The 18,867-nt window shown below is 65.8% G+C and carries 20 protein-coding genes and 1 tRNA gene; 10 read left to right on the top strand and 11 right to left on the bottom strand.

Going from position 1 to position 18,867, the window contains the following annotated elements:
* Positions 1 to 95: 95 nt before the first annotated feature.
* The 4 genes from ACFQB0_RS13600 to ACFQB0_RS13585 form a co-directional block, all read right to left on the bottom strand.
* Positions 96 to 395 (bottom strand): hypothetical protein, encoded by a 300-nt coding sequence (locus tag ACFQB0_RS13600; protein ID WP_386732644.1) that lies wholly within the window; start codon positions 393 to 395, stop codon positions 96 to 98.
* A 2-nt stretch (positions 396 to 397) separates the two neighbouring features.
* Positions 398 to 1,168, bottom strand: coding sequence for an ABC transporter ATP-binding protein (locus ACFQB0_RS13595; RefSeq protein WP_386732641.1), 771 nt, complete (start codon positions 1,166 to 1,168; stop codon positions 398 to 400).
* Positions 1,169 to 1,176: 8 nt separating this feature from the next.
* Positions 1,177 to 1,416: a hypothetical protein gene (locus ACFQB0_RS13590; protein ID WP_386732638.1), complete on the bottom strand. Its 240-nt coding sequence runs from the start codon at positions 1,414 to 1,416 to the stop codon at positions 1,177 to 1,179.
* 204 nt (positions 1,417 to 1,620) lie between these two features.
* The gene (locus ACFQB0_RS13585; protein WP_386732635.1) at positions 1,621 to 2,271 is read right to left on the bottom strand and encodes a response regulator; all 651 of its coding nucleotides are present in this window, start codon (positions 2,269 to 2,271) and stop codon (positions 1,621 to 1,623) included.
* A 312-nt stretch (positions 2,272 to 2,583) separates the two neighbouring features.
* Here ACFQB0_RS13585 and ACFQB0_RS13580 point away from each other — a divergent pair, with 312 nt between their 5' ends.
* Complete coding sequence (locus ACFQB0_RS13580; protein WP_386732632.1) at positions 2,584 to 3,783, top strand: sensor histidine kinase; 1,200 nt, start codon at positions 2,584 to 2,586, stop codon at positions 3,781 to 3,783.
* A 464-nt stretch (positions 3,784 to 4,247) separates the two neighbouring features.
* On the top strand, positions 4,248 to 4,508 hold the full coding sequence (locus tag ACFQB0_RS13575) for a hypothetical protein (RefSeq protein WP_386732630.1): 261 nt from the start codon (positions 4,248 to 4,250) through the stop codon (positions 4,506 to 4,508).
* A gap of 53 nt (positions 4,509 to 4,561) precedes the next feature.
* On the opposite strand, the gene ACFQB0_RS13570 is transcribed toward ACFQB0_RS13575, so the two are convergent.
* From ACFQB0_RS13570 to galU, 4 genes are all read right to left on the bottom strand, one after another.
* Positions 4,562 to 4,634, bottom strand: a tRNA-Ala gene (locus tag ACFQB0_RS13570).
* A gap of 261 nt (positions 4,635 to 4,895) precedes the next feature.
* Complete coding sequence (locus tag ACFQB0_RS13565; RefSeq protein WP_386732627.1) at positions 4,896 to 5,918, bottom strand: hypothetical protein; 1,023 nt, start codon at positions 5,916 to 5,918, stop codon at positions 4,896 to 4,898.
* 52 nt (positions 5,919 to 5,970) lie between these two features.
* Entirely contained in the window at positions 5,971 to 6,630 is a 660-nt protein-coding gene (locus ACFQB0_RS13560; protein ID WP_386732624.1) for a GNAT family N-acetyltransferase, read from the bottom strand.
* A gap of 47 nt (positions 6,631 to 6,677) precedes the next feature.
* The gene (galU, locus tag ACFQB0_RS13555) at positions 6,678 to 7,571 is read right to left on the bottom strand and encodes a UTP--glucose-1-phosphate uridylyltransferase GalU (RefSeq protein ID WP_386732622.1); all 894 of its coding nucleotides are present in this window, start codon (positions 7,569 to 7,571) and stop codon (positions 6,678 to 6,680) included.
* A 64-nt stretch (positions 7,572 to 7,635) separates the two neighbouring features.
* Here galU and ACFQB0_RS13550 point away from each other — a divergent pair, with 64 nt between their 5' ends.
* From ACFQB0_RS13550 to mscL, 4 genes are read left to right on the top strand one after another with little or no spacing between them, the layout of a single operon-like run.
* Positions 7,636 to 7,854: a hypothetical protein gene (locus tag ACFQB0_RS13550; RefSeq protein ID WP_386732619.1), complete on the top strand. Its 219-nt coding sequence runs from the start codon at positions 7,636 to 7,638 to the stop codon at positions 7,852 to 7,854.
* Positions 7,855 to 7,863: 9 nt separating this feature from the next.
* Positions 7,864 to 8,442 (top strand): 5-formyltetrahydrofolate cyclo-ligase, encoded by a 579-nt coding sequence (locus ACFQB0_RS13545; RefSeq protein WP_386732616.1) that lies wholly within the window; start codon positions 7,864 to 7,866, stop codon positions 8,440 to 8,442.
* Positions 8,443 to 8,481: 39 nt separating this feature from the next.
* A complete protein-coding gene (locus ACFQB0_RS13540) occupies positions 8,482 to 8,835 on the top strand; it encodes an FmdB family zinc ribbon protein (RefSeq protein WP_386732613.1) in 354 nt (117 codons plus the stop codon).
* A gap of 29 nt (positions 8,836 to 8,864) precedes the next feature.
* Complete coding sequence (gene mscL / locus ACFQB0_RS13535; protein WP_386732611.1) at positions 8,865 to 9,281, top strand: large conductance mechanosensitive channel protein MscL; 417 nt, start codon at positions 8,865 to 8,867, stop codon at positions 9,279 to 9,281.
* 419 nt (positions 9,282 to 9,700) lie between these two features.
* Here mscL and ACFQB0_RS13530 read toward each other — a convergent pair whose 3' ends face one another.
* Entirely contained in the window at positions 9,701 to 13,420 is a 3,720-nt protein-coding gene (locus tag ACFQB0_RS13530; RefSeq protein WP_386732608.1) for an AAA family ATPase, read from the bottom strand.
* 172 nt (positions 13,421 to 13,592) lie between these two features.
* On the opposite strand from ACFQB0_RS13530, the gene ACFQB0_RS13525 reads away from it, so the two are divergent.
* On the top strand, positions 13,593 to 13,919 hold the full coding sequence (locus ACFQB0_RS13525; RefSeq protein WP_386732606.1) for a metal-sensitive transcriptional regulator: 327 nt from the start codon (positions 13,593 to 13,595) through the stop codon (positions 13,917 to 13,919).
* A gap of 22 nt (positions 13,920 to 13,941) precedes the next feature.
* On the top strand, positions 13,942 to 14,325 hold the full coding sequence (gene trxA / locus ACFQB0_RS13520; RefSeq protein ID WP_386732603.1) for a thioredoxin: 384 nt from the start codon (positions 13,942 to 13,944) through the stop codon (positions 14,323 to 14,325).
* A gap of 132 nt (positions 14,326 to 14,457) precedes the next feature.
* Here trxA and ACFQB0_RS13515 read toward each other — a convergent pair whose 3' ends face one another.
* The gene (locus ACFQB0_RS13515; RefSeq protein WP_386732600.1) at positions 14,458 to 15,474 is read right to left on the bottom strand and encodes a magnesium and cobalt transport protein CorA; all 1,017 of its coding nucleotides are present in this window, start codon (positions 15,472 to 15,474) and stop codon (positions 14,458 to 14,460) included.
* Between the two features lie 171 nt (positions 15,475 to 15,645).
* On the opposite strand from ACFQB0_RS13515, the gene ACFQB0_RS13510 reads away from it, so the two are divergent.
* On the top strand, positions 15,646 to 15,873 hold the full coding sequence (locus tag ACFQB0_RS13510) for a hypothetical protein (protein ID WP_386732597.1): 228 nt from the start codon (positions 15,646 to 15,648) through the stop codon (positions 15,871 to 15,873).
* Between the two features lie 244 nt (positions 15,874 to 16,117).
* Positions 16,118 to 17,620, top strand: a complete 1,503-nt coding sequence (locus ACFQB0_RS13505; RefSeq protein WP_386732595.1) for a S8 family serine peptidase — start codon at positions 16,118 to 16,120, stop codon at positions 17,618 to 17,620.
* 184 nt (positions 17,621 to 17,804) lie between these two features.
* Here ACFQB0_RS13505 and ACFQB0_RS13500 read toward each other — a convergent pair whose 3' ends face one another.
* A complete protein-coding gene (locus ACFQB0_RS13500) occupies positions 17,805 to 18,854 on the bottom strand; it encodes a GTP-binding protein (RefSeq protein ID WP_386732592.1) in 1,050 nt (349 codons plus the stop codon).
* Positions 18,855 to 18,867: the final 13 nt, after the last annotated feature.

The following is an 18,867-nucleotide window of genomic DNA, read 5'->3' as shown; positions in this document are numbered from 1 at the left end:
GCGTTAAAACGGTGTTTGGCCTCCCCGACGTCGTGGGCAATCACCATGTCAGAACCTATCTATCCCGCGGTTCCCTTCGACCCCTGCGGGAGACACTATTGCGCCTTTGCGCCCTCCGCCGCCCGGCGACGCGGCTTTGCGAGATAGACGAAGAGGAGCGTGATAACCGCTGTCCACGCAATGAGCGCGATCCCCATCCCAGCGAAGTTCGGGAGGAACCGAAGCTGGGGGGAGCCATTGGGGGCACTGCCCGGCCACGATTCGAAGATCCCCGGGATGACCACTTCTGCACCGTTAGTGAATGTGAGCGCGAGGGATACCACCATGGCAAGCGCAAGAGCTATGATGCCGGTAAAAATTCCTGCAATCACGCCGAACACAATTGAACGCCGCATCCCTACCTCCTTATTGTTGTGAGATCCGCGAGGATCTCGTCGTCAATCGCGGCCGCTTTGCGGTCGATGGTAAGAGCGTTGAATGCTTCTTCGAGAGATTGTGACCCCGTAGCTTCCGCCCGGATGTCAGCCGCAGACCCCCGGGAGCGAATAAGGCCGTTGTCTAGCAAGATCAGCTCACTTGCGTCCCGTTCGGCTCGAAGCATGTCATGGGTTGCAACAAGAACAGTGTTGCCCGCGTCGACGTATTTCTGCAGGAAGGTCCGTAGCAGGAATGATGACCGAGGGTCCAATCCGCGGAACGGCTCGTCGAGCGCGAGTAGGGCCGGCTCGTGCGACACCGCGGCGACGAATTGCAGTTTCCTGCGCATACCATGCGAGTACTCAAATATCTGCTGATCGAGCGCGTGCTTAATCTGGAATAGCCCCGACAGTTTGAGACACCTCTCGGAATCGTCCCGCTTGCGCAGTCGGTTGTGGAGCTCGAGGAACTCCCAGCCAGTCAGACTTTCGGGAAACGGCACGTCATCTGGACTGAAACCGATGTGCCGCCGTGCCTCGGGATCGTCAATCGACGTGCCGAGCACGGTAACCACGCCGGACGAGCAACTCGTCAAACCCATGAAAATATGCAGGAGGGTAGTCTTTCCCGCACCATTTGGGCCTAGAAGCGCGTAGTAACGGCCTTGTTCCAGCGACACGGATACAGGACCAAGCACTTTATGCTTGCCGTACTTCTTTGTGACGGATTGGATGTCCAACATGGTTACCATGATGACTCCTACTGCGGGACCACGCAGCCGAAGTAGTAGAACCCGTTCTTCTCGGTAGGTACGCCCACTGCCGGCCACGAGCCGGGCCAGTTGGCCGTACAGTACATCAGCCAAGCGGCGGCGAGTCCCATGATAGCGATGGCGACGACGGCTGCTGCGACGGCGATGACCGCGAAGAGCAGGAGAGGCGCCAGTCGACGCCGTCCGCCCGTATCCCGCGATGTTTTCCACGACCGATGACACCGCATCGACCGACCTCACCACTGCGGAGAGTGGCATTACTGCAACTGACACTTGAGACTCCTTGCTGATGGTGGTGGTGGAGTACTTCCCTCCAACATCCAGCCGATTCCCGAGCTGGACACTTGCATCATGACCGTCGTCGCCCGGCCGCTCAAGATTCGGCAGGGACTCGTAGCCCTGGGGCTAAGGGCGCGATCCACAAGGTCGGATCAGAGGCTGACAATCCCCAGCTCGGTCGCCCGGAGCACAATCTGCAGGCGGTTCTCGACGCTCCACAGGTGGTTGATGTGGCGGATGTCCGCCTTCACCGTGCCTTCGGAGTAGCGGAGTGCCTCAGCGATCCCGGCGTTGGAGAGTCCCTTGGCGATCAGGTCGACGATCTGCCGCTCGCGGTCGCTTAACGCAGGCGCATCGGTACGTTGCTGACCGCCCGCCTCTATCGCTGCGCGCACGAATCTCTTCTGCACGTCAGGAGATACGACGCGGTCGCCGGCATGGGCCGCGACGACAGCGTCGATGATCTGATCCGGCGTCGAGTTCTTCACAAGGTACCCGCAGGCTCCCGCGCGCAGAACCTGGAGCGCACGCCACTCGGTGGTGAAGGTCGTCAGCGCCACGACACGGCAGCGCGGATTCCATTCCAGGATCCGCCTCGTCGCCTCGACTCCGCAAACCTCAGGCATCTTGATGTCGATAAGCACGACATCGGGGTTCGATGCCTTGCAGGCCTCTACGACCTCAGAGCCGTCGGTTGCCTCACCAACCAGCGTGACGCGATCGTCGGCGGCGACGAATGCACGCAGGGCATGTCGCACCAGAGCCTCGTCATCAACGACGAGAACACGCACGACCTCACTCACCTCAGTACGATACCGCGGCCCGGCCGATTGATCCTTAGCCCTGGGGCCACGCTTTCGCGACCCCACAGATCACGCGCCTAGGCTGGGTGAAAGATGCCGCGTTGCGGGCTTAGGTCGAGCTCGCGGGCCGGCGTCGATCCGCGGCCCGAGATAAGGAGAGCAGCGTGGGACTGATCGTTGGAGTAGTCATTCGAGAAATTACCGGGGCCAACGCCGACCTGGGTGACTGGCTCTGTAACCTGGGTGACTGGCTCTGTAAGATGTTGGGCATCTGTGCCTGAAGGCTTCGCATCCCCCGAAGATAGTCGGGAGATGGTGCTCGACGAGGCCGCGCGGACGTCCATCGCTCGGATGCTCCGCTCGCGCACCTTCTGGGAGCAGCGCTCACTCCATCCCGTGGCACGGCTTCTCCTGGTCGCGGCCGTGGGCGTGCTCTTGTGCATCGCGATAGGGTTCATTGTCGCGAGTGCAGAGTTCACGCGATACGACCTTCTGGCGGTCGCTCTCTATGCGGGCCTCAGCGCGTTCGCCTGGCATCCGATGACGGCTGCGTTCATCGTTATGGTGATTTGCAGCGTGGGTGCCGTCTTCACCCGGAGCGGTGGAGACCTGCTCGAACTTGCGATCGCCCTCGGTCTGGTTGCAGCGACCTGCGCCCCCTGGGTGATAGTGGTGCACGTTGTGCTGTTGAGCGTCCTGACGGCGGACATCGCCTTGAACGGCTCGGCCCTCACCGGAGGCGGGGTCTTCGGCATCGCGGGCATCGCGGTGATCGCCCTCCTGGCGGGCGTCGCGTTCCGGCTCGTGGCCGCACGAGAGTCAATCTTCGTTGCCGAACGTGCCCGCGTCGTGAAAAATCTCGAAGCGATCGCCCGCGAGGAACAGGAGCGGATCGCCGATGAGCTCCACGACGGCATTGCCCACGACCTCACGCTCATCCTGTTCCACACTCGCGCTCTGCCGAGACAGCCGGACGAAGCAGCGCGCCAAGTCTCGCTCACCACAATCGAGGAGTCTGCCGCACAGGCTCTCCAGAATATCCAGTCCCTGCTCTCACTGATGCAGGACACGAAAACCGAAGCACCTGGCGCCCACGCGCCCAGATACGACGGGCACGTCGTGGACGCCAGCTCGTCCCTGGGCACTCTGCTCAAGGACGCGGGGATCCCGACCAAGGTTTCTGCGCCGAGCACCTCGCTGACTATCTCGCCGTTGGCGGAACGGCTCCTCACCGAGACCGCAATCGAAGCCGTCACGAACATCATCAAACACGCCCCGAACTCCCGGTCCGCGAGCATCGACATCCATGCTCAATCGAACTTGGTCGAACTCGTCGTGAAGAACATCGCATCCCTCGACTCCGCTTTGCGGGAAGACAACCCCGGCGGACGCGGCCTGAGCCGCGCACGGCAACGTCTCGCACGAAACAGCGGGCATCTGGAAGCGGGACGCACCGCCGACGGGTGGATTCTTCGGGCAACAATACCCACTGTCGCCAGCCAGGAAGACTGAGTACCGTCGGCTCCCACCTCGCGATCCTCTACCAGGGCGCAACCTGCGACCTGTGCTCAGCGACATCCAGGCCGCTCATGCCTTCCTCGACCACCTCACCGCTCTCGGCCACAACCTCGACGACTGCCCGCAAACCTGTGCCGACGCCTGGCTCAGCACCAACCGCAGCGCACGCCTGATCTTCATCCGCTGGCTCAAACGAGGCGGCTACCTTCCCCAAGCGCGACTACTCGATCCCATCGCGCAGATGAAGGATCCCGGCCACGACATCGACCCCGAGGACCAGCTCGCCCTCTCCCGCCGACTCCTACACGATCCCGACAGCGCCAGCGTCGAGGACCGCGCCGCAGCCTGCCTGATCCTGCTCTACGCCCAGCCCGCCGCGAAGATCGCCGCCAACGACCGTGCAACCCCCCGCAGCCGCATACCGGGCCAGCCCGAAAGCACTCCCCGCCGAGCCGCAGATGCCCAGACACCACAGGCTCCGATACAACCACATCGCAACGAACGCGAAGACCAGCTTCCGCAGAGCCGGACGCATGCACCACCTCGGCATCGGAACCGAACACCACGGCAAACGTGTCCTCGCCATCGCGGACAACGCCACCGTCACCGTCATCCACCTCGACACCGGCGAAGTCATCGCCACCAACACCATCGACCCCGACCGCAGCTACTGGCACAACACACAGAAAGCCCCCGGCCGATGGCCAGAAGCTTTCTGATATGACCTCTATCGCGACTCAGGCGAGACCTCTGTCGCGACTCATCACAATTGTGGACCTAAGGAGATTCGAACTCCTGACCTCCTCGATGCGAACGAGGCGCGCTACCAACTGCGCCATAGGCCCGTGCGAATATCCACGATACCACCGCTTCGGAGGCGCTTCGAGCATTCCTCGGGTGGCGGCGCCCAGGGCCTGCTACAGCTCGCGGGGTTGGGAGTCCCGCCTCGCACTCGGACACGCACGCGCTGCGGGTCTGTCACGTACAAGCCTCATTCCGGGCAGACATCTGCGAGCAGGCTGGGTCGCCCATCGGGAGTTCGCCCGTCGAGTCACTCACGACACGAACACCAACATGGACACGGATGTGAGCGCAGATGACACGGGTCAGCCCACGGCGCGGCGGCGGCGAAGCACGGCGTCGAGGTCGCTTATTCCCGGCTCGGTCTCGCCGACGACGCCCATGGCGGCGAAACGGCTGCGGCCTGCAGCGTCCTCGCGCGTCGCATCTTCGCGAGCGGCAGATGCAGCTGCCGACACCGGCCCCCGCTCGGATACCGCGCCCGGCACAGCGACCGGTCGCGAGCGTGTGATGGGCGTGACCGCCGGATCGAGGCGGGCGGCACGCACGGCGAGCTCTGCCTGGGCGGCCGCCTTGCGCAGCTCCGCGGCGGCGTCCACGGATGCCATGGCGGTCGCGGCGATCGACCCTCGCGAGAGGTAGAGGGGCTTGGGCAGAGGCCGCGGGGTCCAGCTCAGAGAAGCAGGCGCTGCATCCTCCCATTCGACCGGTTCGAAAGCGACGACGCGCCCGGAGGGGGTACCGGCGGCGGTCACCGGCGGAACGGCGCGACCGGCGCCGGCGAGCGCCGAGAGGCCGGAGAAAGCGACGGCGACCCCGCCACATCCGAGAGCGAACATGGTCCAGGCACCCGCGACGGCGCCGAGCACCCAGCCCGCGATGACGATGGCGAGGGAGACGAGAAGCACGAGCGAGGCGAACGCCCGCCAGCGACGCAGGGAACGACGGCGCCCACGGGCGACGGCCGCGGGGTCCGCGGCGAGCCGGGCGGCCACGGCCCGAGCGGCGGCGGCGCGCGCGGCCTCCGCCTGTCGACGCTCCGCGGCGGCTGCCTCAGCCTCGGCTTTCAGCCTCGCGCTGGCGGCGGCCTCGCGCTCCCGCAGGATCCGCGACTGGGCAGCGACGTCTCGCGCAGTGGCCTCGACCTGCACCTCGCGCGGCGTCTCCGCCGTCTCGGCGAGAATGCGCAGCGTCTGCTGGAGAAGCACGGCATTGCGCTCGGTCGCGAGGTATTGCCTGCGGCGCAGCCAGGTCGGCAGCAAGTAGGCGAGCCAGAGCCCGGCGGCGACCGCCACCATGACTCCTCCGCCGAACGCCTCACCACCCATGGTCACTACGGTAGAGGCGTGGCTGCCAAGTCTCCGGAGCGCGAAGGGTGTGTCATCGATCCGCGACACGCAGTGGACGGGCGACCGCGGTCAGGTCCGACGCGCTCACCTCGGCGGCATCCATCGGGGCCTCGCCGTCGAGCCAGCGCCTCAGCACGCCCTGCGGCAGCTCCTCCACGACGAGGCCGAAGCAGAAGTGGTCCCGCCAGTCCCCGTTGATGTGGATGTAACGACGACGCAGCCCCTCGTAGCGGAAACCGAGCTTCTGCACGACACGCAGGCTGGGCGCGTTCTCCGGCCGGATGCAGATCTCCATGCGGTGCAATCCCAACTGGTAGAAACAGTAGTCGGTCGCGAGGGCCACGGCCGTCGGCATGACGGATCGCCCGGCGAAGCGTTCGGCGACCCAGTAGCCGATCGTCGCCGACGACAGCGAGCCGTGCACGATCGACGAGACGTTGAGCTGACCGGCAACCTGGCCCTGATACTCGATCACCAAGGGCAGACCCAGGCCGCTCCGCGCGTTGGCGAGCAGGTTTCGGATGCTCGTGCGCATGTCGAACACACCCGGTCCATGCGGGCTCGTCGCCTCCCACTGTCTCAGCCACGAACGGTTGTCGAGCAGCTCCCGCTCGAGCGCCTTCGCATCCCGCAGCCGGATGGGACGCAGGGATATGGCGCCCTCGCGCAGTGTGGGAATAGCGGTAGGCACGGTCAGCCCGTCTCTCGGGGGCAGCAGCCCGGGTGGACGGATCCAGGCTAGTCGAGGTGGCTCGCGAAGTCGCGCAACCACGGGCGGAGCTGCGGTCCCAGATCTTCTCGGTCGACCGCAAGCTGCACGATCGCCTTGATGTAGTCGAGTCGGTCACCGGTGTCATAGCGACGCCCACGGAAGACGACGCCATAGACCCCGCCCGTCGCCTCGGGGCTCGCAGCCATCACCTGAAGCGCGTCGGTGAGCTGGATCTCTCCGCCCTTACCCGGCTCGGTACGTGCGAGGATGCCGAACACCTCCGGCTTGAGCACGTAACGTCCGATGACCGCATAGTTCGACGGCGCGTCCTCACGGGACGGCTTCTCCACCAGGCCAGTGACCCGCACGACGTCAGGGTCGTCGGTCGCCTCGATCGCGGCGGCGCCGTAGAGATGGATCGAGTCGGGATCGACCTCCAGCAGCGCGATGACCGTGGCGTCACGCTTCTCCTGCTCCTCGAGCATTCGGCTGAGCAGAACATCCCGCTCGTCGATGATGTCATCGCCGAGCAGCACGGCGAAGGGCTCGTTGCCCACGTGCATCCTCGCCCGCAGTACGGCGTGGCCGAGGCCGAGCGGGTCTCCTTGCCGCACATAGTGCATGTCGGCGAGATCCGTCGAAGCGTTGACCTTCGCGAGGCGCGACAGGTCGCCCTTCTGCTCGAGCGTGTTCTCGAGCTCGGTCACCCGGTCGAAGTGGTTCTCGAGGGCGTTCTTGTTGCGTCCCGTGACCATCAAGACGTCGGTAAGCCCGGCGTTCACGGCCTCCTCCACAACATACTGAATGGCCGGCTTGTCGACGACCGGCAACATCTCCTTGGGCATGGCCTTGGTGGCCGGAAGGAAGCGGGTGCCCAGTCCCGCCGCGGGAATGACAGCCTTCGTTGTGCGATGCTTCATCCCTCCAGGGTAGCGAGTCGCGTTCCAGGGGCATACGAAACGGCGGCAAACCAGACAGGCCATCGTGGACGGGTGCCGCGAACGCGACGCACGACCGTGGCTGTGCGCCGACGCTTTCGCCGAGAAGGTGCCGAGTGCGACCGGTGACGAATGCTACGCGAACCGTGGGCGCGATGCCGGGTTCTACTCCCGCTTCGAGGTGCGCGTCGCCTGCGGCCAAGCCGCGTTGACCCGCGTGTCGCACCGACTCCACGCTCTGAGTGACGGGTTGCCTACCGCCTAGGATGATGGCATGGCCTCCGATCCAGCTCATCAGAAGCGCGCGCTGCGCGCCGAACTGCGCGAGCGACGACAGAATATGTCGCAACGCGAGCGCGAGGCCGCCACCACGGGTCTCACCAGGAATCTCGAGACAGTCGCTGCTGACTTGTCCGCACGGTCGATCGCCTGCTATCTCTCCGCGCCGAGCGAGCCAAACACCCGTCCCTTCATCAACTGGGCCGAGGCGCAGGGCATCCGCGTACTGTTCCCCATCTCCCGTGACGACGGCCTGCTCGACTGGACGGTCGGCGAGGAGAATGTCGAGACCGAGGGCCTCTACGGCGTTCCGGAGGCGGTCGGAGAACTGCTCGGCCCCATCGTCATCAACGACGTCGATCTCATCGTCGTCCCAGCCGCCGCCGTCGACGGGAGCGGCATGCGCATGGGTTGGGGACGCGGCTATTTCGACAAGACCCTGGGTTCGATGGAAAGATGTCCACCGGTGTATGCGGTGCTCTTCGACAGCGAGATCGTCGACGAGGTTCCGCGTGAGGTGCACGACCAACCGGTCGACGGCGTCGTGACGCCGACGAGAATCCTCTCGTTCTGAATTCCTGCGGCCGCGCCGCCTAACGAGCATGGAGACCCAGTGCCCACATACTCCTACCGTTGCACCGCGTGCGACAACGCCTTCGACATCTATCAGGCATTCACGGACGATTCGCTCACCCTGTGCGAGGTCTGCGGTGGCAAGCTCCGCAAGGTGTTCAACTCCATCGGCGTGACATTCAACGGGAGCGGCTTCTACCGCACGGATTCGCGCGGCACTGGTTCGGAAGGCGGCGGAACCTCGGGCTCCGGGGATTCGGGCGCCTCATCAGGGTCGGATTCCGGATCGACCGGTTCGGGCGCATCCGGAGTGCCGTCGAAGAAGGAATCCTCGTCATCGGCTAGCGTTTCCTCAGCATCCGGAAAGTCGAGCGGCGCTTCCGCCGCGTCCTGACGATTCGGCGAACAGAGAGGAAACAGACCATGCTCAAGGGCTTCCGCGAATTCATCATGCGTGGCAATGTCATCGACCTGGCCGTCGCCGTGGTCATCGGCGCCGCGTTCACGGGCGTCGTCACGGCGCTTGTGAACAGCATCTTCAATCCGCTCATCGGGGCGATCTTCAAGGCCGAGAGCCTCAATACCGCGATGAACGTGCCGATCCCTGGAACGGACGCGATACTGAGCTTCGGCGTCGTCGTCGCCGCCATCATCAACTTCATCATCATCGCCGCCGTGGTCTATTTCGTCTTCGTGCTGCCGATCAACAAACTCAAAGAGACGCAGGAGGCGCGCCGCAAGTCCGGGCAGGCCGAAGAGGGTGCACCCGTCACCGAGCTGGACCTGCTCACCGAGATCCGCGACGCGCTCGTCGCGGGTGAGGGCAAGCACCACGCTTGAGCGGTTCGCCGTTCTACCAGCGGTTCGCCGTTCTACCAGCGGTTGGTTCGCCGCCCTGCCAACGGTTCGCCGTTCTACCAGTGCGGGGGGCGATCCAGCCGAAGCCTCTCGTCATTCGGATCGGCGGATGCCGCTCCCCCAACGCCCGGCGCCCGTTCCTCACGCTCGACAGGACCCTCGGGGCTCACGTCCGTTCCCTGGACCGGCGTGAGCCGAGCACGACGGGAGCGCCCCGGTACTCGTTCGACCGACTGACGCGGTGTGCTCTTCGGCCTCTCTGACATCCTCTCAAGCCTACGACCTCTCCGCGAGACTGCGTGAATCGTCGAAAAGAGGGCTCTTTTCGACGATTCACGCAGTCTCGCGGAGGGGCAGTCTCGCGGAGGGGCAGTCTCGCGAAGGAAGGAAGGGAGGAGGGGTTACGGGCGTGGGAAGCCCAGCACCGACGCCACCCGAGCGGCGACCGCATCCGGGTCGCTGAACAGTTCGAAGCTGTGCACGCGCAGGTAGTGCCAACCGAGGCGGCGCAACACCTCCGGGCGCAACCGCAGCGACTCCCGCAGGCTGGCGGTGCCGACCGAGGCATCCGTCTCGATGACGACCGCACGACCAGCGTAGGATGCCGCGAGCGCGAGCTTCGAGCGGTGGCCGAGGGCGACAGTGAGCCCCATCTTCTCGAGCCTGCCGGCGAGGTCGACGAGCATCGGCTCACTGTCGTCGTGCAGATGCCTCTCCGCCTCGCGCGCCTCGGTCTGCGAGAGCACCTGGGCGAGGGCGAGAATCCCGTGTCCCTGCCGGCTCTCGTCGATGTCCTCCGGGCGAAAGCAGGAGACGATGTCCATCGAGCGTCGCGCGCGCGTCATGCCGACGGCGAGGAGCCGATCGCCGCCGGGCTCGCCCAGCGCGCCGAAGTTCGACAACAGCCTGCCGTGCGGCGTGCGGCCGTAACCGATCGAGAAGACCACCCGGTCGCGACTCTGGGCGACGGACTGCTCGAGCGTGAGCACCGTGAACGGCTCCGCGCGATCTTTGAGGATGAAGTCGGAGAGATCGGTGCGCTTCGAGAACGCCGCGAGCACCGCCTGGTGCACACGCACCGCGTGGCGGGCGCTCGCCGTGATCACCATGAGCGACTCACGGGGACGCTTCACAGCGTGGTCCATGACGAGTTCGACGACTTTCGCGACCTCGGCGTCGACGCTCTCCACCGCACCACTGTCGGCATCGGGCATTCCGTGCCCGCCCGCGACGTAGTTGAGGGTCAGGCTGCCATGACCGAGAAAACTCCCGGCCCACGGCAGGGAGTCGATCCGCCCGGCGTAGAAACGGCGGTTCACGAGCTCGGCGAGGTCTTCTCCGCCAGCACGGTAGCTGCGCGTGAGCGTCAGGGTCGGCAACAACTCCCCGAGTCGAGCGAGCGCCGAGTCGGCGTGCAACGCGTCGACGTTCGCCTCGCCGCCGGCTGCCGCATCCCCCGATTCCGCGAGCCCGGTCTCGAACAGCGACGGCGTCTGCGTGACCGGGTCGCCGAAGGCCACGATCTGCTTGGCGCGCCGGATCGCCCCGAGGTTCTCGGCGAAGGTCGTCGCGCCCGCATCGACCAGCAGCACGGAGTCGAAGGAGACCTGATCCCCGATCGACGCGACCTCATACGGCGAGGAGAGCCATATCGGCGCGAGCACGCGCGCGAGGTGCGGGGCGGCGGCATGGAGCGAGTCGGGCGTGGTGTGCTCTGCGCGCAGCAGCCGACGGAGTTGATCCGCCTCCTCGGGCCAGTCAACGACGCCGATCTTCCAGGTCTCCGCGAGCAGCCAGGCGAGCAGCTGACCGGATGACGATGCGTGCGCCTCGTCGACGAGGCGGAAATCGGCCTCGAGGCGGTCAAGCACCTGCGTGTTCGCGTTGAGCAAGGCCTTGTCTCCCGCGAGCATCGACTCGAGCACGGATTGCCACCAGGCGAGTTCGAGCTCGGCCGCGACATCCTGTTCTGGCACGTGTCGTTGTGACAGGTCCCTGAGCAGCGGGTCGAGGGCGAGGCTACGCAGTTCGGAGAGCAACGCTGTGCGCTCCTGCAGATTGGCGAGCACCTCCGACTCCGCCGCGAGCCCCGAGAGCGTGTAGATGAGCTCGCGGATGGGGCGCGCGGCGAGCTGGCGGCCGGAACCCGCCACGCCGAGTGGCTGGTCGAGGCGTGCGAGGTCTTCGGAGACCCGCTGGAAGGCGACATGCACATCGGCGATGCCAACGGGCACCTCGGGCGTAGACCCCGCGACGACATACCGCTGCCACAGGGTGCGTTGCTGCTGGATGCGACGCAGGGAATCGTTGAGGTCGGTGACGTGCACGCCCGGCCTCAGGTATTCGAGGGCGAGCTTGCGCAGTCGACGACGGTTCGCTCCGGCCATCTCGGGAGAATCACGGCGCGAAGAGGTGGCCGCGATGAGTTCCGTCAGCGAGCGGTCGTAGACGGACGGCTGGAACTTGTCGAGCGTCTCGCGGATGTCGAGAAGCAGCCGCAGATAGATGCCGAGCTCGGCTATCGACTCGAACGGGCGCAGGCGGGTCTGCGCGATGAGTCCGCTGGCACGCTCGAGCAGGCGGGGAAGCTCGACCTTGTTGAGCCGCTTGGCGAGCTCATGCGCAGCGCCAGCCTCGGCGGTGGAACTGAAAGCGGCACCGTACCATGGCGAGTCGCCTGGGCCGTAGCGGAACTCGCCGAGCGCGGCGGCCTTGATGAGCGATTCCGCCGCGGAGGCACGGCCGTGTGCGAGCGCTTCGACGGAGTCTCGGTCGAGGCGTGCGGTGGTCGAGGGCGGCGTCGGCAGGAGCGAGAGACGGGCGAGCTCGCCAAGAGCGTCGAGCACCGAGACGCCGAGCACCGGGTCGCGTCGCGTGAGCGCGGCCCGGTAGTCGAGCAGCACCTTGCGCAAGCGCACAAGCGCGTCGTCGACATCGCTCACCTTCGGTTTCGTCGTCTTCTCGTTGCGGGTGATCGACTGGATGACGTCGCGGCGCAGCGTCCGCGTCGTCACGGCGACTCCGGGAAGCCCCACCTGCGCGAGCCGGTGGGTGATGCCGTCGAGCGTTGAACGGCGGGCACTCACGACCAGAACTCGCTTGTGCTGCGCGACGAGCGAGCCGAGCGCGTTCACGATGGTCTGGGTCCCACCGGTTCCTGGCAGGGTCTTCACCACGAGCGAGTTGCCCGCGGCGATCTGCGCGACGACGTTCTCCTGCTCGGGGTCCGCATCGAGCAACAGCGTGTCGGTCGCGGGCGGGCGGGCATCCTGCCCAACCGTCTGTACCGGGTTGTACGATCCCTCGAGCGCGACACGGGCACTCGGGTTGCCCGCGACCGCGTCGATCACGGGGTGGTCGAGCTTGGCGGCATCCGCCGCCATGCTGCGGCCCACATCGGCGAACGACGACACGACGAGGCGCGGCATCACGTTGAACCAGGCGAGGTGCGAGGTGAGCCCGCGCAGCCGGTCGATCACAGGTTGCGGCTTGAACGCCCCGTTGGTGATGGCGAGGGCGACGAAGGCGTCGGCGTCGAGGGTGATCTGGAATTGCTCGTGCAGGGCACGGGCGAGTTCGGGATTGAGGTACGGCTGACCCTTGAGCTTGAGTTCGAAGTCACGCCCGTAGCGACGGATGGCGAGCGGCCTGAGCAGCACGGGGGCGAGGAACTCCTCCTCGCCGAAACGCCACTGGGCGAGACCGATCGCGAGGTGCACGGCTTCGATACCGCGCATGGAGCGCAGCTCGATGCCCTTCTGCGTGATCGCCCCTGCCGCGAGGCGCGCATTGCGCAACGCCAACTCGTCGCGGATGAGGCTCGAGAGGAGCGTCGTCTTGCCGATGATAAACTGCGGGAGTCCACCGGGATGGGTCACGCTGAGCTCGATGCGCGTGCGAGGCTTGTCGTCGAAGTGCAGCAGTGGCGAACGGCCGCCGATTCCGCTCAATTCCTCGCGCCACCGCGTCCAGGCGGGTTCGGCGATGTTGCCGGCGACGAGGCTCGGATCGCCGAGGCTCAGGGCGTGCGGCGATGTCGCCGCAAGAGACATCGGGGCAGCACGGTCGTCGAACTCCGACAGGATGTCGTCGTTGTCGCTTTTTCTCTCCAGTCGCCACACACCGACACCCTAAGTCGACGCACCCGGAAAACCCGTCAACTCCGCGGAGTTTCGCTCGACTATCAGGCATCCTCACAGCACTCTAGAATACCCTGGGGGTATCCAGAAGCGAAGAGTGGATGCGGGAACTCGCTGCAGCGAGAACCCTGGCCATGAAAGGGCAGGACGCACGATGACCGAGAACGGGACGCCCGCCTCGGCCGACGCGCAGCGCCGCATCCTCAACCGGCTCAAGCGGGCCAGAGGGCAGCTCAACGCCGTGATCGAGTCCGTCGAGAACGGAGCGGACTGCCGCACCGTCGTGACCGGGCTCTCAGCGGCGATCGGGGCATTGGACAAGGCCGGCTTCGCCATCGTCTCCGCGGCGATGCGCGATTGCCTCGCTGATGAGGTCGTCTCCGGCGATCACGCCAACTCCTCGACGCCCGGCGGCGCGCAGGCCGAGCCGAGCCACGTGACCATCGACGAGCTCGAGAAGCTCTTCCTCACCCTCTCCTGAATCATCGACAAGAAAGACCACCATGGCAACCATCGACCTGACCGAAGCCAGCTTCGACGAGACCATCCTCGGCAACGACATCGTGTTCGTCGACTTCTGGGCATCGTGGTGCGGCCCGTGCCGTCAGTTCGCGCCCGTGTACGAACAGGTCTCAGAGAAGCATCCTGAGATCGTGTTCGCGAAGGTCGACACCGACGCCAACCGGCGCCTCGCGGCGGAGGCGAACATCACGTCCATCCCGACGCTCATGGCGTTCCGCGAGCAGGTGCTCGTCTTCTCGCAACCAGGCGCCCTGCCTGCGAACGCCTTCGCCGAGCTGGTCGACGCCGTGAAAGGTCTCGACATGCCCGCTGTTCATGCCCAGATCGAGGCGAGCACCACCGACGCCGGGACGGAGTCGGCGTAGCAAGAGCTTTTGCGCTAATCGTGCGGTCTGTGCATCGCATGCGAGCAACCGGTCGACCGCGCGAAGCGGTTGGACGGGGTCGCGCCGGAACGGACAAGCCCCGGTCACGACACGGGCCACGCTCGTGCCTGCTCAGAGCCAGTTGCGCTTCTTGAAGACCCAGTAGAGGCCGAGACCCATCGCCAGCATCAGCCCGATCGCGAACGGGTAGCCGAGGGTCCAGTGCAACTCCGGCATCTGGTCGAAGTTCATGCCGTAAATGGTTCCGATGAGGGTCGGCGCAAACAGGATCGCGGCCCAGCCGGAGATCTTCTTGACCTCCTCGCTCTGCGCGAGGCTCGTCTCCGAGAGGTGCCGCATCTCATCGTTCTGCCGCTGGCCGACCAGAGTCAGGTGCACGGTGAGGGCATCCTGCAGCAATTGGCGGTACGAGGCCACCCGGTCGCCGATCGGGATGGCGTGGTCGAGCACGTCGCGCAGATGACGCTGCAGTTCGAGGTCGACCTTGTACTTGTCGAACCCCCGCTGCAGCGCCTCGATCATCTCGACGAGCGGCTTGGTCGCGCGTTGAAACTCGATGACCTCGCGCGAGAGGCCGTAGATGCGCCGGGACACCTCCGTGTCCCCGTCGAAGAGGTCGTCCTCGATCTCGTCGATGTCGTTCTCCAGACCGGCGACGACGGGACCGTACTCGTCGACGACCTGGTCGAGAATCGCATAGAGCACCGCTTCCGGTCCGAGTCCGAGCAGTTCGGGCGCAGCCTCGAGCCGATGGCGCACGGCCGCGAGGTTGGGGGACTCCGCGTGGCGGATGGTGACAACGTAGTCGGGACCGACGAACACATGCAGTTCGCCGAACTCCACCTCCTCCTCCACGTCGAGGTAGCGGGCCGGACGCAGCACCACGAAAAGGCACTCGCCGTATCGCTCGAGCTTGGCACGCTGATGTCCTGTGAGGGCGTCCTCGACCGCGAGGTGGTGCAGGTTGAACTCGGCGGCGACAGCGTGCACCTCCTCCGGCGTCGGCCGGTACAGCCCGATCCAGCCGAAACCGCCGTGTTCCTTCATCGCTTCGAATGTGGCGTCGAGACTCGCAGGGGTGGCGGCGCGCCGTCCGTCGACGTAGACGGCGTTGTCGATCAGGGCCATAGCCGGTTCCTCCTCGGGATCAAGGCTCAGGATACGGGGCCGAACGGCGTCCGCCCGAACCCTACGCGAAAAGACGAGCCGCCGAAGTCCGGAGTCGGGGCGCACCTCCTCTTGCCGAAACGCAGCACATCACCGAAGCTGGAAATGACACCGCATCGAAGGAGGGACGCCATGTATGCCTCCGAGCACGGCTCACCCGAGCTCGCGATCGAGCGATGGTGGCCGCATCTGAACATCGAAGCGAAACACGAGCTTCTGCTGAATCTCGACGAACCGCTCAGCGCGGTGGTGGTCGAGCAAATCGAACGGGTGTGCGGCCGTCCCCTTCCGGCGACACGGACCTCGCTCTCCGTGAGCGAGAAGGACTTCATCCGCACGCAGATCGAATCCGTGGACTGACGCCGACGTCGCCCCGCCAAACGGTCCGAGCTCCCGAAGCTGCACCATATCGAGTGAACAACGGGTGCGTGCCCTTGTCTGCGAGCGGGTCGTTCACTATTGTCGGAGTCGCAGGGCGCAACCGGCATGTCGGTCGCACCCTGGCTGGACCCGCGGCAAACAGCCTGCGGGAACGAGATCAGGATCCCAACGCAGTGGCCTGTTATCGCATGCTGCCGTTCGCGGGACGAAGTGGAGCAGCACAATGCGAAAACTCACCAAATTCATAGCACCGATCGGTGCCTTGGCTCTTGCAGCAGGCTTGTCATTGGCCGCCGCGCCACCCGCGACCGCGACTCCTCAAACCGGGGCCACGCAGACCTACATCGTCCTCTACAAAGCGAACGGCGTGTCTGCCTCGTCGTTGACCGCCGTCCAGAAAGCGGGCGGCACGGTCGTCAACAGCTACCCGCAGATCGGTGTAGCGATCGTGACGTCGGATCGCGTCGGCTTCGACGCCGCGCTGCGCAAGGCCGACGGCTCCGTGCAGGGCGCCGCCTCGACGGCCACTTTCGGCATCGCCATCGAGAACGGCGAGACGTCCGATGCCGCCGTGACCGTCGATCCCGGAACTCCGGCTCCCGGCAGCGATACCCTGAGCGGCCTGCAGTGGGACATGGATCAGATCCAGGCACCGGCCGCACGAGCCGTCAACGGCGGCAGCACCTCGGTCGTCGTCGGCGACATCGACACCGGCCTTGACTACACGCATCCGGATCTGGCGGCGAACGTCGACTTCTCCAAGAGCGTCTCCTGCGTCGGTGGCGTGCCGAACCAGGATCCGGCCGCATGGATGGACGACAACGGCCACGGCACCCACACCGCCGGCACCATCGCGGCGGCCAAGAACGACCTCGGCATCGTTGGCGTCGCGCCCAATGTCAAGATCGCCGGGATCAAGGCGGGCAACGCCGACGGCTTCTTCTTTCCCGAGGCCGTGGTGTGTTCGTTCATGTGGGCGGGAACGAACGGCATCCAGGTGACCAACAACAGCTACTTTGCCGATCCCTGGCTCTTCAACTGCAAGAACGACCCGGGTCAGCGTGCCATCTGGGAGGCCGAGCGCCGCGCGATCCGATTCGCCCAGCAGAGCGGCACCACCGTGGTCGCGGCCGAAGGCAACGAGTCCGACGACCTCGCCCACCCCACGCAGGATGTGACGAGCCCCGACGACACGACGGCGGTCACGCGTGCCATCTCTAATGCGTGCGCAGTGGTTCCGGTGGAGGTGCCCGGCGTCGTCGGCGTGACGGCGAACGGAAACAACGTGGTCAAGTCCTTCTACTCCAGTTACGGCGTCGGCAGCGTGAGCGTGGTGGCACCCGGTGGCGACTCGATCCTGCAGCGCACCACGACTGCGCCCAACGGACGCGTGCTCTCCACCTGGCCAGCCGGCCTGCCGTGCGCCCGCCCGGTGACGGACCCCTCAGGAGCCGGATACTGCTACCTGCAGGGCACATCGATGGCCTCACCGCATGTCGCCGGCGTCGCCGCGCTCATAGTGAGCAGCGGTGTCAGCAAGCCGGGAGCCGTGGCCGCGCGTATTAGCAGTACGGCCGATTCCCTGGCCTGCCCGGCGGACATGGCACCGTATGCCCCCTTCCCCTCCACCTCGAACGGCGCACCGCAGGTGTGCCAGGGCGGAGCGGGTTACAACGGGTTCAACGGTCATGGACAGGTGAACGCCCTCCGCGCGATCGGCGGATGACGCCCCGGTCCTGAAAGACGATGGCTGGCTCCCGGCTCCGAGGCCGGGAGCCGGCCATCGTGCGTCGACGTCATGCGTGGAATCGGCGCCCGGCGGCGACTGCCGCACACGGATGGTCCCGGTTCGTCCGTTGAGCGGGAGGGACGACCGGCTCCATCCGCTTGCGACGACTCGCGCACGACCCTCAGCGAGGGCGGACGATGAGGTTCCAACGCGGCAGCGGGTCGTAGAAGGTCGCCCAGTGGCGGGAGCCGAGCGTGAACTCGGCATCGGTGAGCGCACAGGCGTCCAGCGCCGCGGTGAGACCCGGTCGATCCAGGTCCATGCCGATGAAGGCGAGGTCCTGACCGATCGCCAGCAGCTCGTCACCCGTCACGCGCTCGAGCGGCTCGAACGAGATCATGCTCCCGATGTGGTCCCATCGGGCGATGACACCCGGGCGGGTGGCGAAGGAGCAGAATCCGGCCGACCGGATGACCGTTCCGTGAACCCCTTGTTCGACCTCGGTGTCGAGCATCCGAATCAGGCGAGCGGGGTGGAGGGGGCGCAATTGCTCATAGTGGAATGCGGACACCCGCGGATCCGCCAAACGGGGTTCGAAGGAGTCGTTCAGGAGTCGGACCCAGCCCGGCGTCTCCGACTCTTTCGAGATCGGCGCCTGACCGCCGTCCGGTACCCGGCTCACCGTCTTCCGGTCCAGCGTGATGCGTGCGGTGGGGTTGAGATGGCTCAGCAGCGCCATCAGCGCGGTCAGGTCTCCTCTGCGCATCGCCGACCAGTTGACGAGCGCGAGGACGCTCGCGTGCTCGATCTGATCGATCACGAACGACGCCCTCGCCACCTGAACGACATCGCTCTCCGAGGACGAGTCGACGCGGTCCGCGACGACATACTCCTCGTCCTCGAAGTCGTTTCGGATGTGGCTCGCGTCGACCACGGTCAGGATCGAGGTCAACCGGATGTCCAGTCCGGGAAAGTTGTCCTCTGCCAAGAGCAGTCCGATGACGTCGGTCGGACGCGCATCCGACGGGAACTCGACCACGACCGAGAGGTTCGGGGTCGCCGCGAAGCCGAGCAGGGAGGTGCGCACGTGCTCGGCGTGCTCGGCGGATGTGCGGTATCCGCTTGCCCCGATGAGGACTCGTCTCTCTCGCCGGGCGAGCATCGTCGCGCTACGCGAACGTTCCGGACCACACATACCGAGCACGACGCTCACATCGACACGAGGCTTCAATCCGAGCCTTCCT

It is taken from the genome of Luethyella okanaganae (genome assembly GCF_042660285.1).
In the GTDB taxonomy this organism is placed as follows: domain Bacteria; phylum Actinomycetota; class Actinomycetes; order Actinomycetales; family Microbacteriaceae; genus Luethyella; species Luethyella okanaganae.
Note: the sequence above shows the minus strand (reverse complement) of the source record. Positions and strands in the feature narration are given on the sequence as shown.

What these genes read in the sequence shown, in the direction of transcription:
- galU (WP_386732622.1), bottom strand. Translation starts at nt 7,571, where the DNA reads ATGAAGCATCGCACAACGAAGGCTGTCATTCCCGCGGCGGGACTGGGC.
- trxA (WP_386732603.1), top strand. Translation starts at nt 13,942, where the DNA reads ATGGCAACCATCGACCTGACCGAAGCCAGCTTCGACGAGACCATCCTC.
- ACFQB0_RS13525 (WP_386732606.1), top strand. Translation starts at nt 13,593, where the DNA reads ATGACCGAGAACGGGACGCCCGCCTCGGCCGACGCGCAGCGCCGCATC.
- ACFQB0_RS13545 (WP_386732616.1), top strand. Translation starts at nt 7,864, where the DNA reads ATGGCCTCCGATCCAGCTCATCAGAAGCGCGCGCTGCGCGCCGAACTG.
- ACFQB0_RS13575 (WP_386732630.1), top strand. Translation starts at nt 4,248, where the DNA reads ATGCCCAGACACCACAGGCTCCGATACAACCACATCGCAACGAACGCG.
- ACFQB0_RS13600 (WP_386732644.1), bottom strand. Translation starts at nt 395, where the DNA reads ATGCGGCGTTCAATTGTGTTCGGCGTGATTGCAGGAATTTTTACCGGC.
- mscL (WP_386732611.1), top strand. Translation starts at nt 8,865, where the DNA reads ATGCTCAAGGGCTTCCGCGAATTCATCATGCGTGGCAATGTCATCGAC.
- ACFQB0_RS13565 (WP_386732627.1), bottom strand. Translation starts at nt 5,918, where the DNA reads ATGGGTGGTGAGGCGTTCGGCGGAGGAGTCATGGTGGCGGTCGCCGCC.
- ACFQB0_RS13595 (WP_386732641.1), bottom strand. Translation starts at nt 1,168, where the DNA reads ATGGTAACCATGTTGGACATCCAATCCGTCACAAAGAAGTACGGCAAG.
- ACFQB0_RS13505 (WP_386732595.1), top strand. Translation starts at nt 16,118, where the DNA reads ATGCGAAAACTCACCAAATTCATAGCACCGATCGGTGCCTTGGCTCTT.
- ACFQB0_RS13515 (WP_386732600.1), bottom strand. Translation starts at nt 15,474, where the DNA reads ATGGCCCTGATCGACAACGCCGTCTACGTCGACGGACGGCGCGCCGCC.
- ACFQB0_RS13510 (WP_386732597.1), top strand. Translation starts at nt 15,646, where the DNA reads ATGTATGCCTCCGAGCACGGCTCACCCGAGCTCGCGATCGAGCGATGG.
- ACFQB0_RS13590 (WP_386732638.1), bottom strand. Translation starts at nt 1,416, where the DNA reads ATGCGGTGTCATCGGTCGTGGAAAACATCGCGGGATACGGGCGGACGG.
- ACFQB0_RS13580 (WP_386732632.1), top strand. Translation starts at nt 2,584, where the DNA reads ATGGTGCTCGACGAGGCCGCGCGGACGTCCATCGCTCGGATGCTCCGC.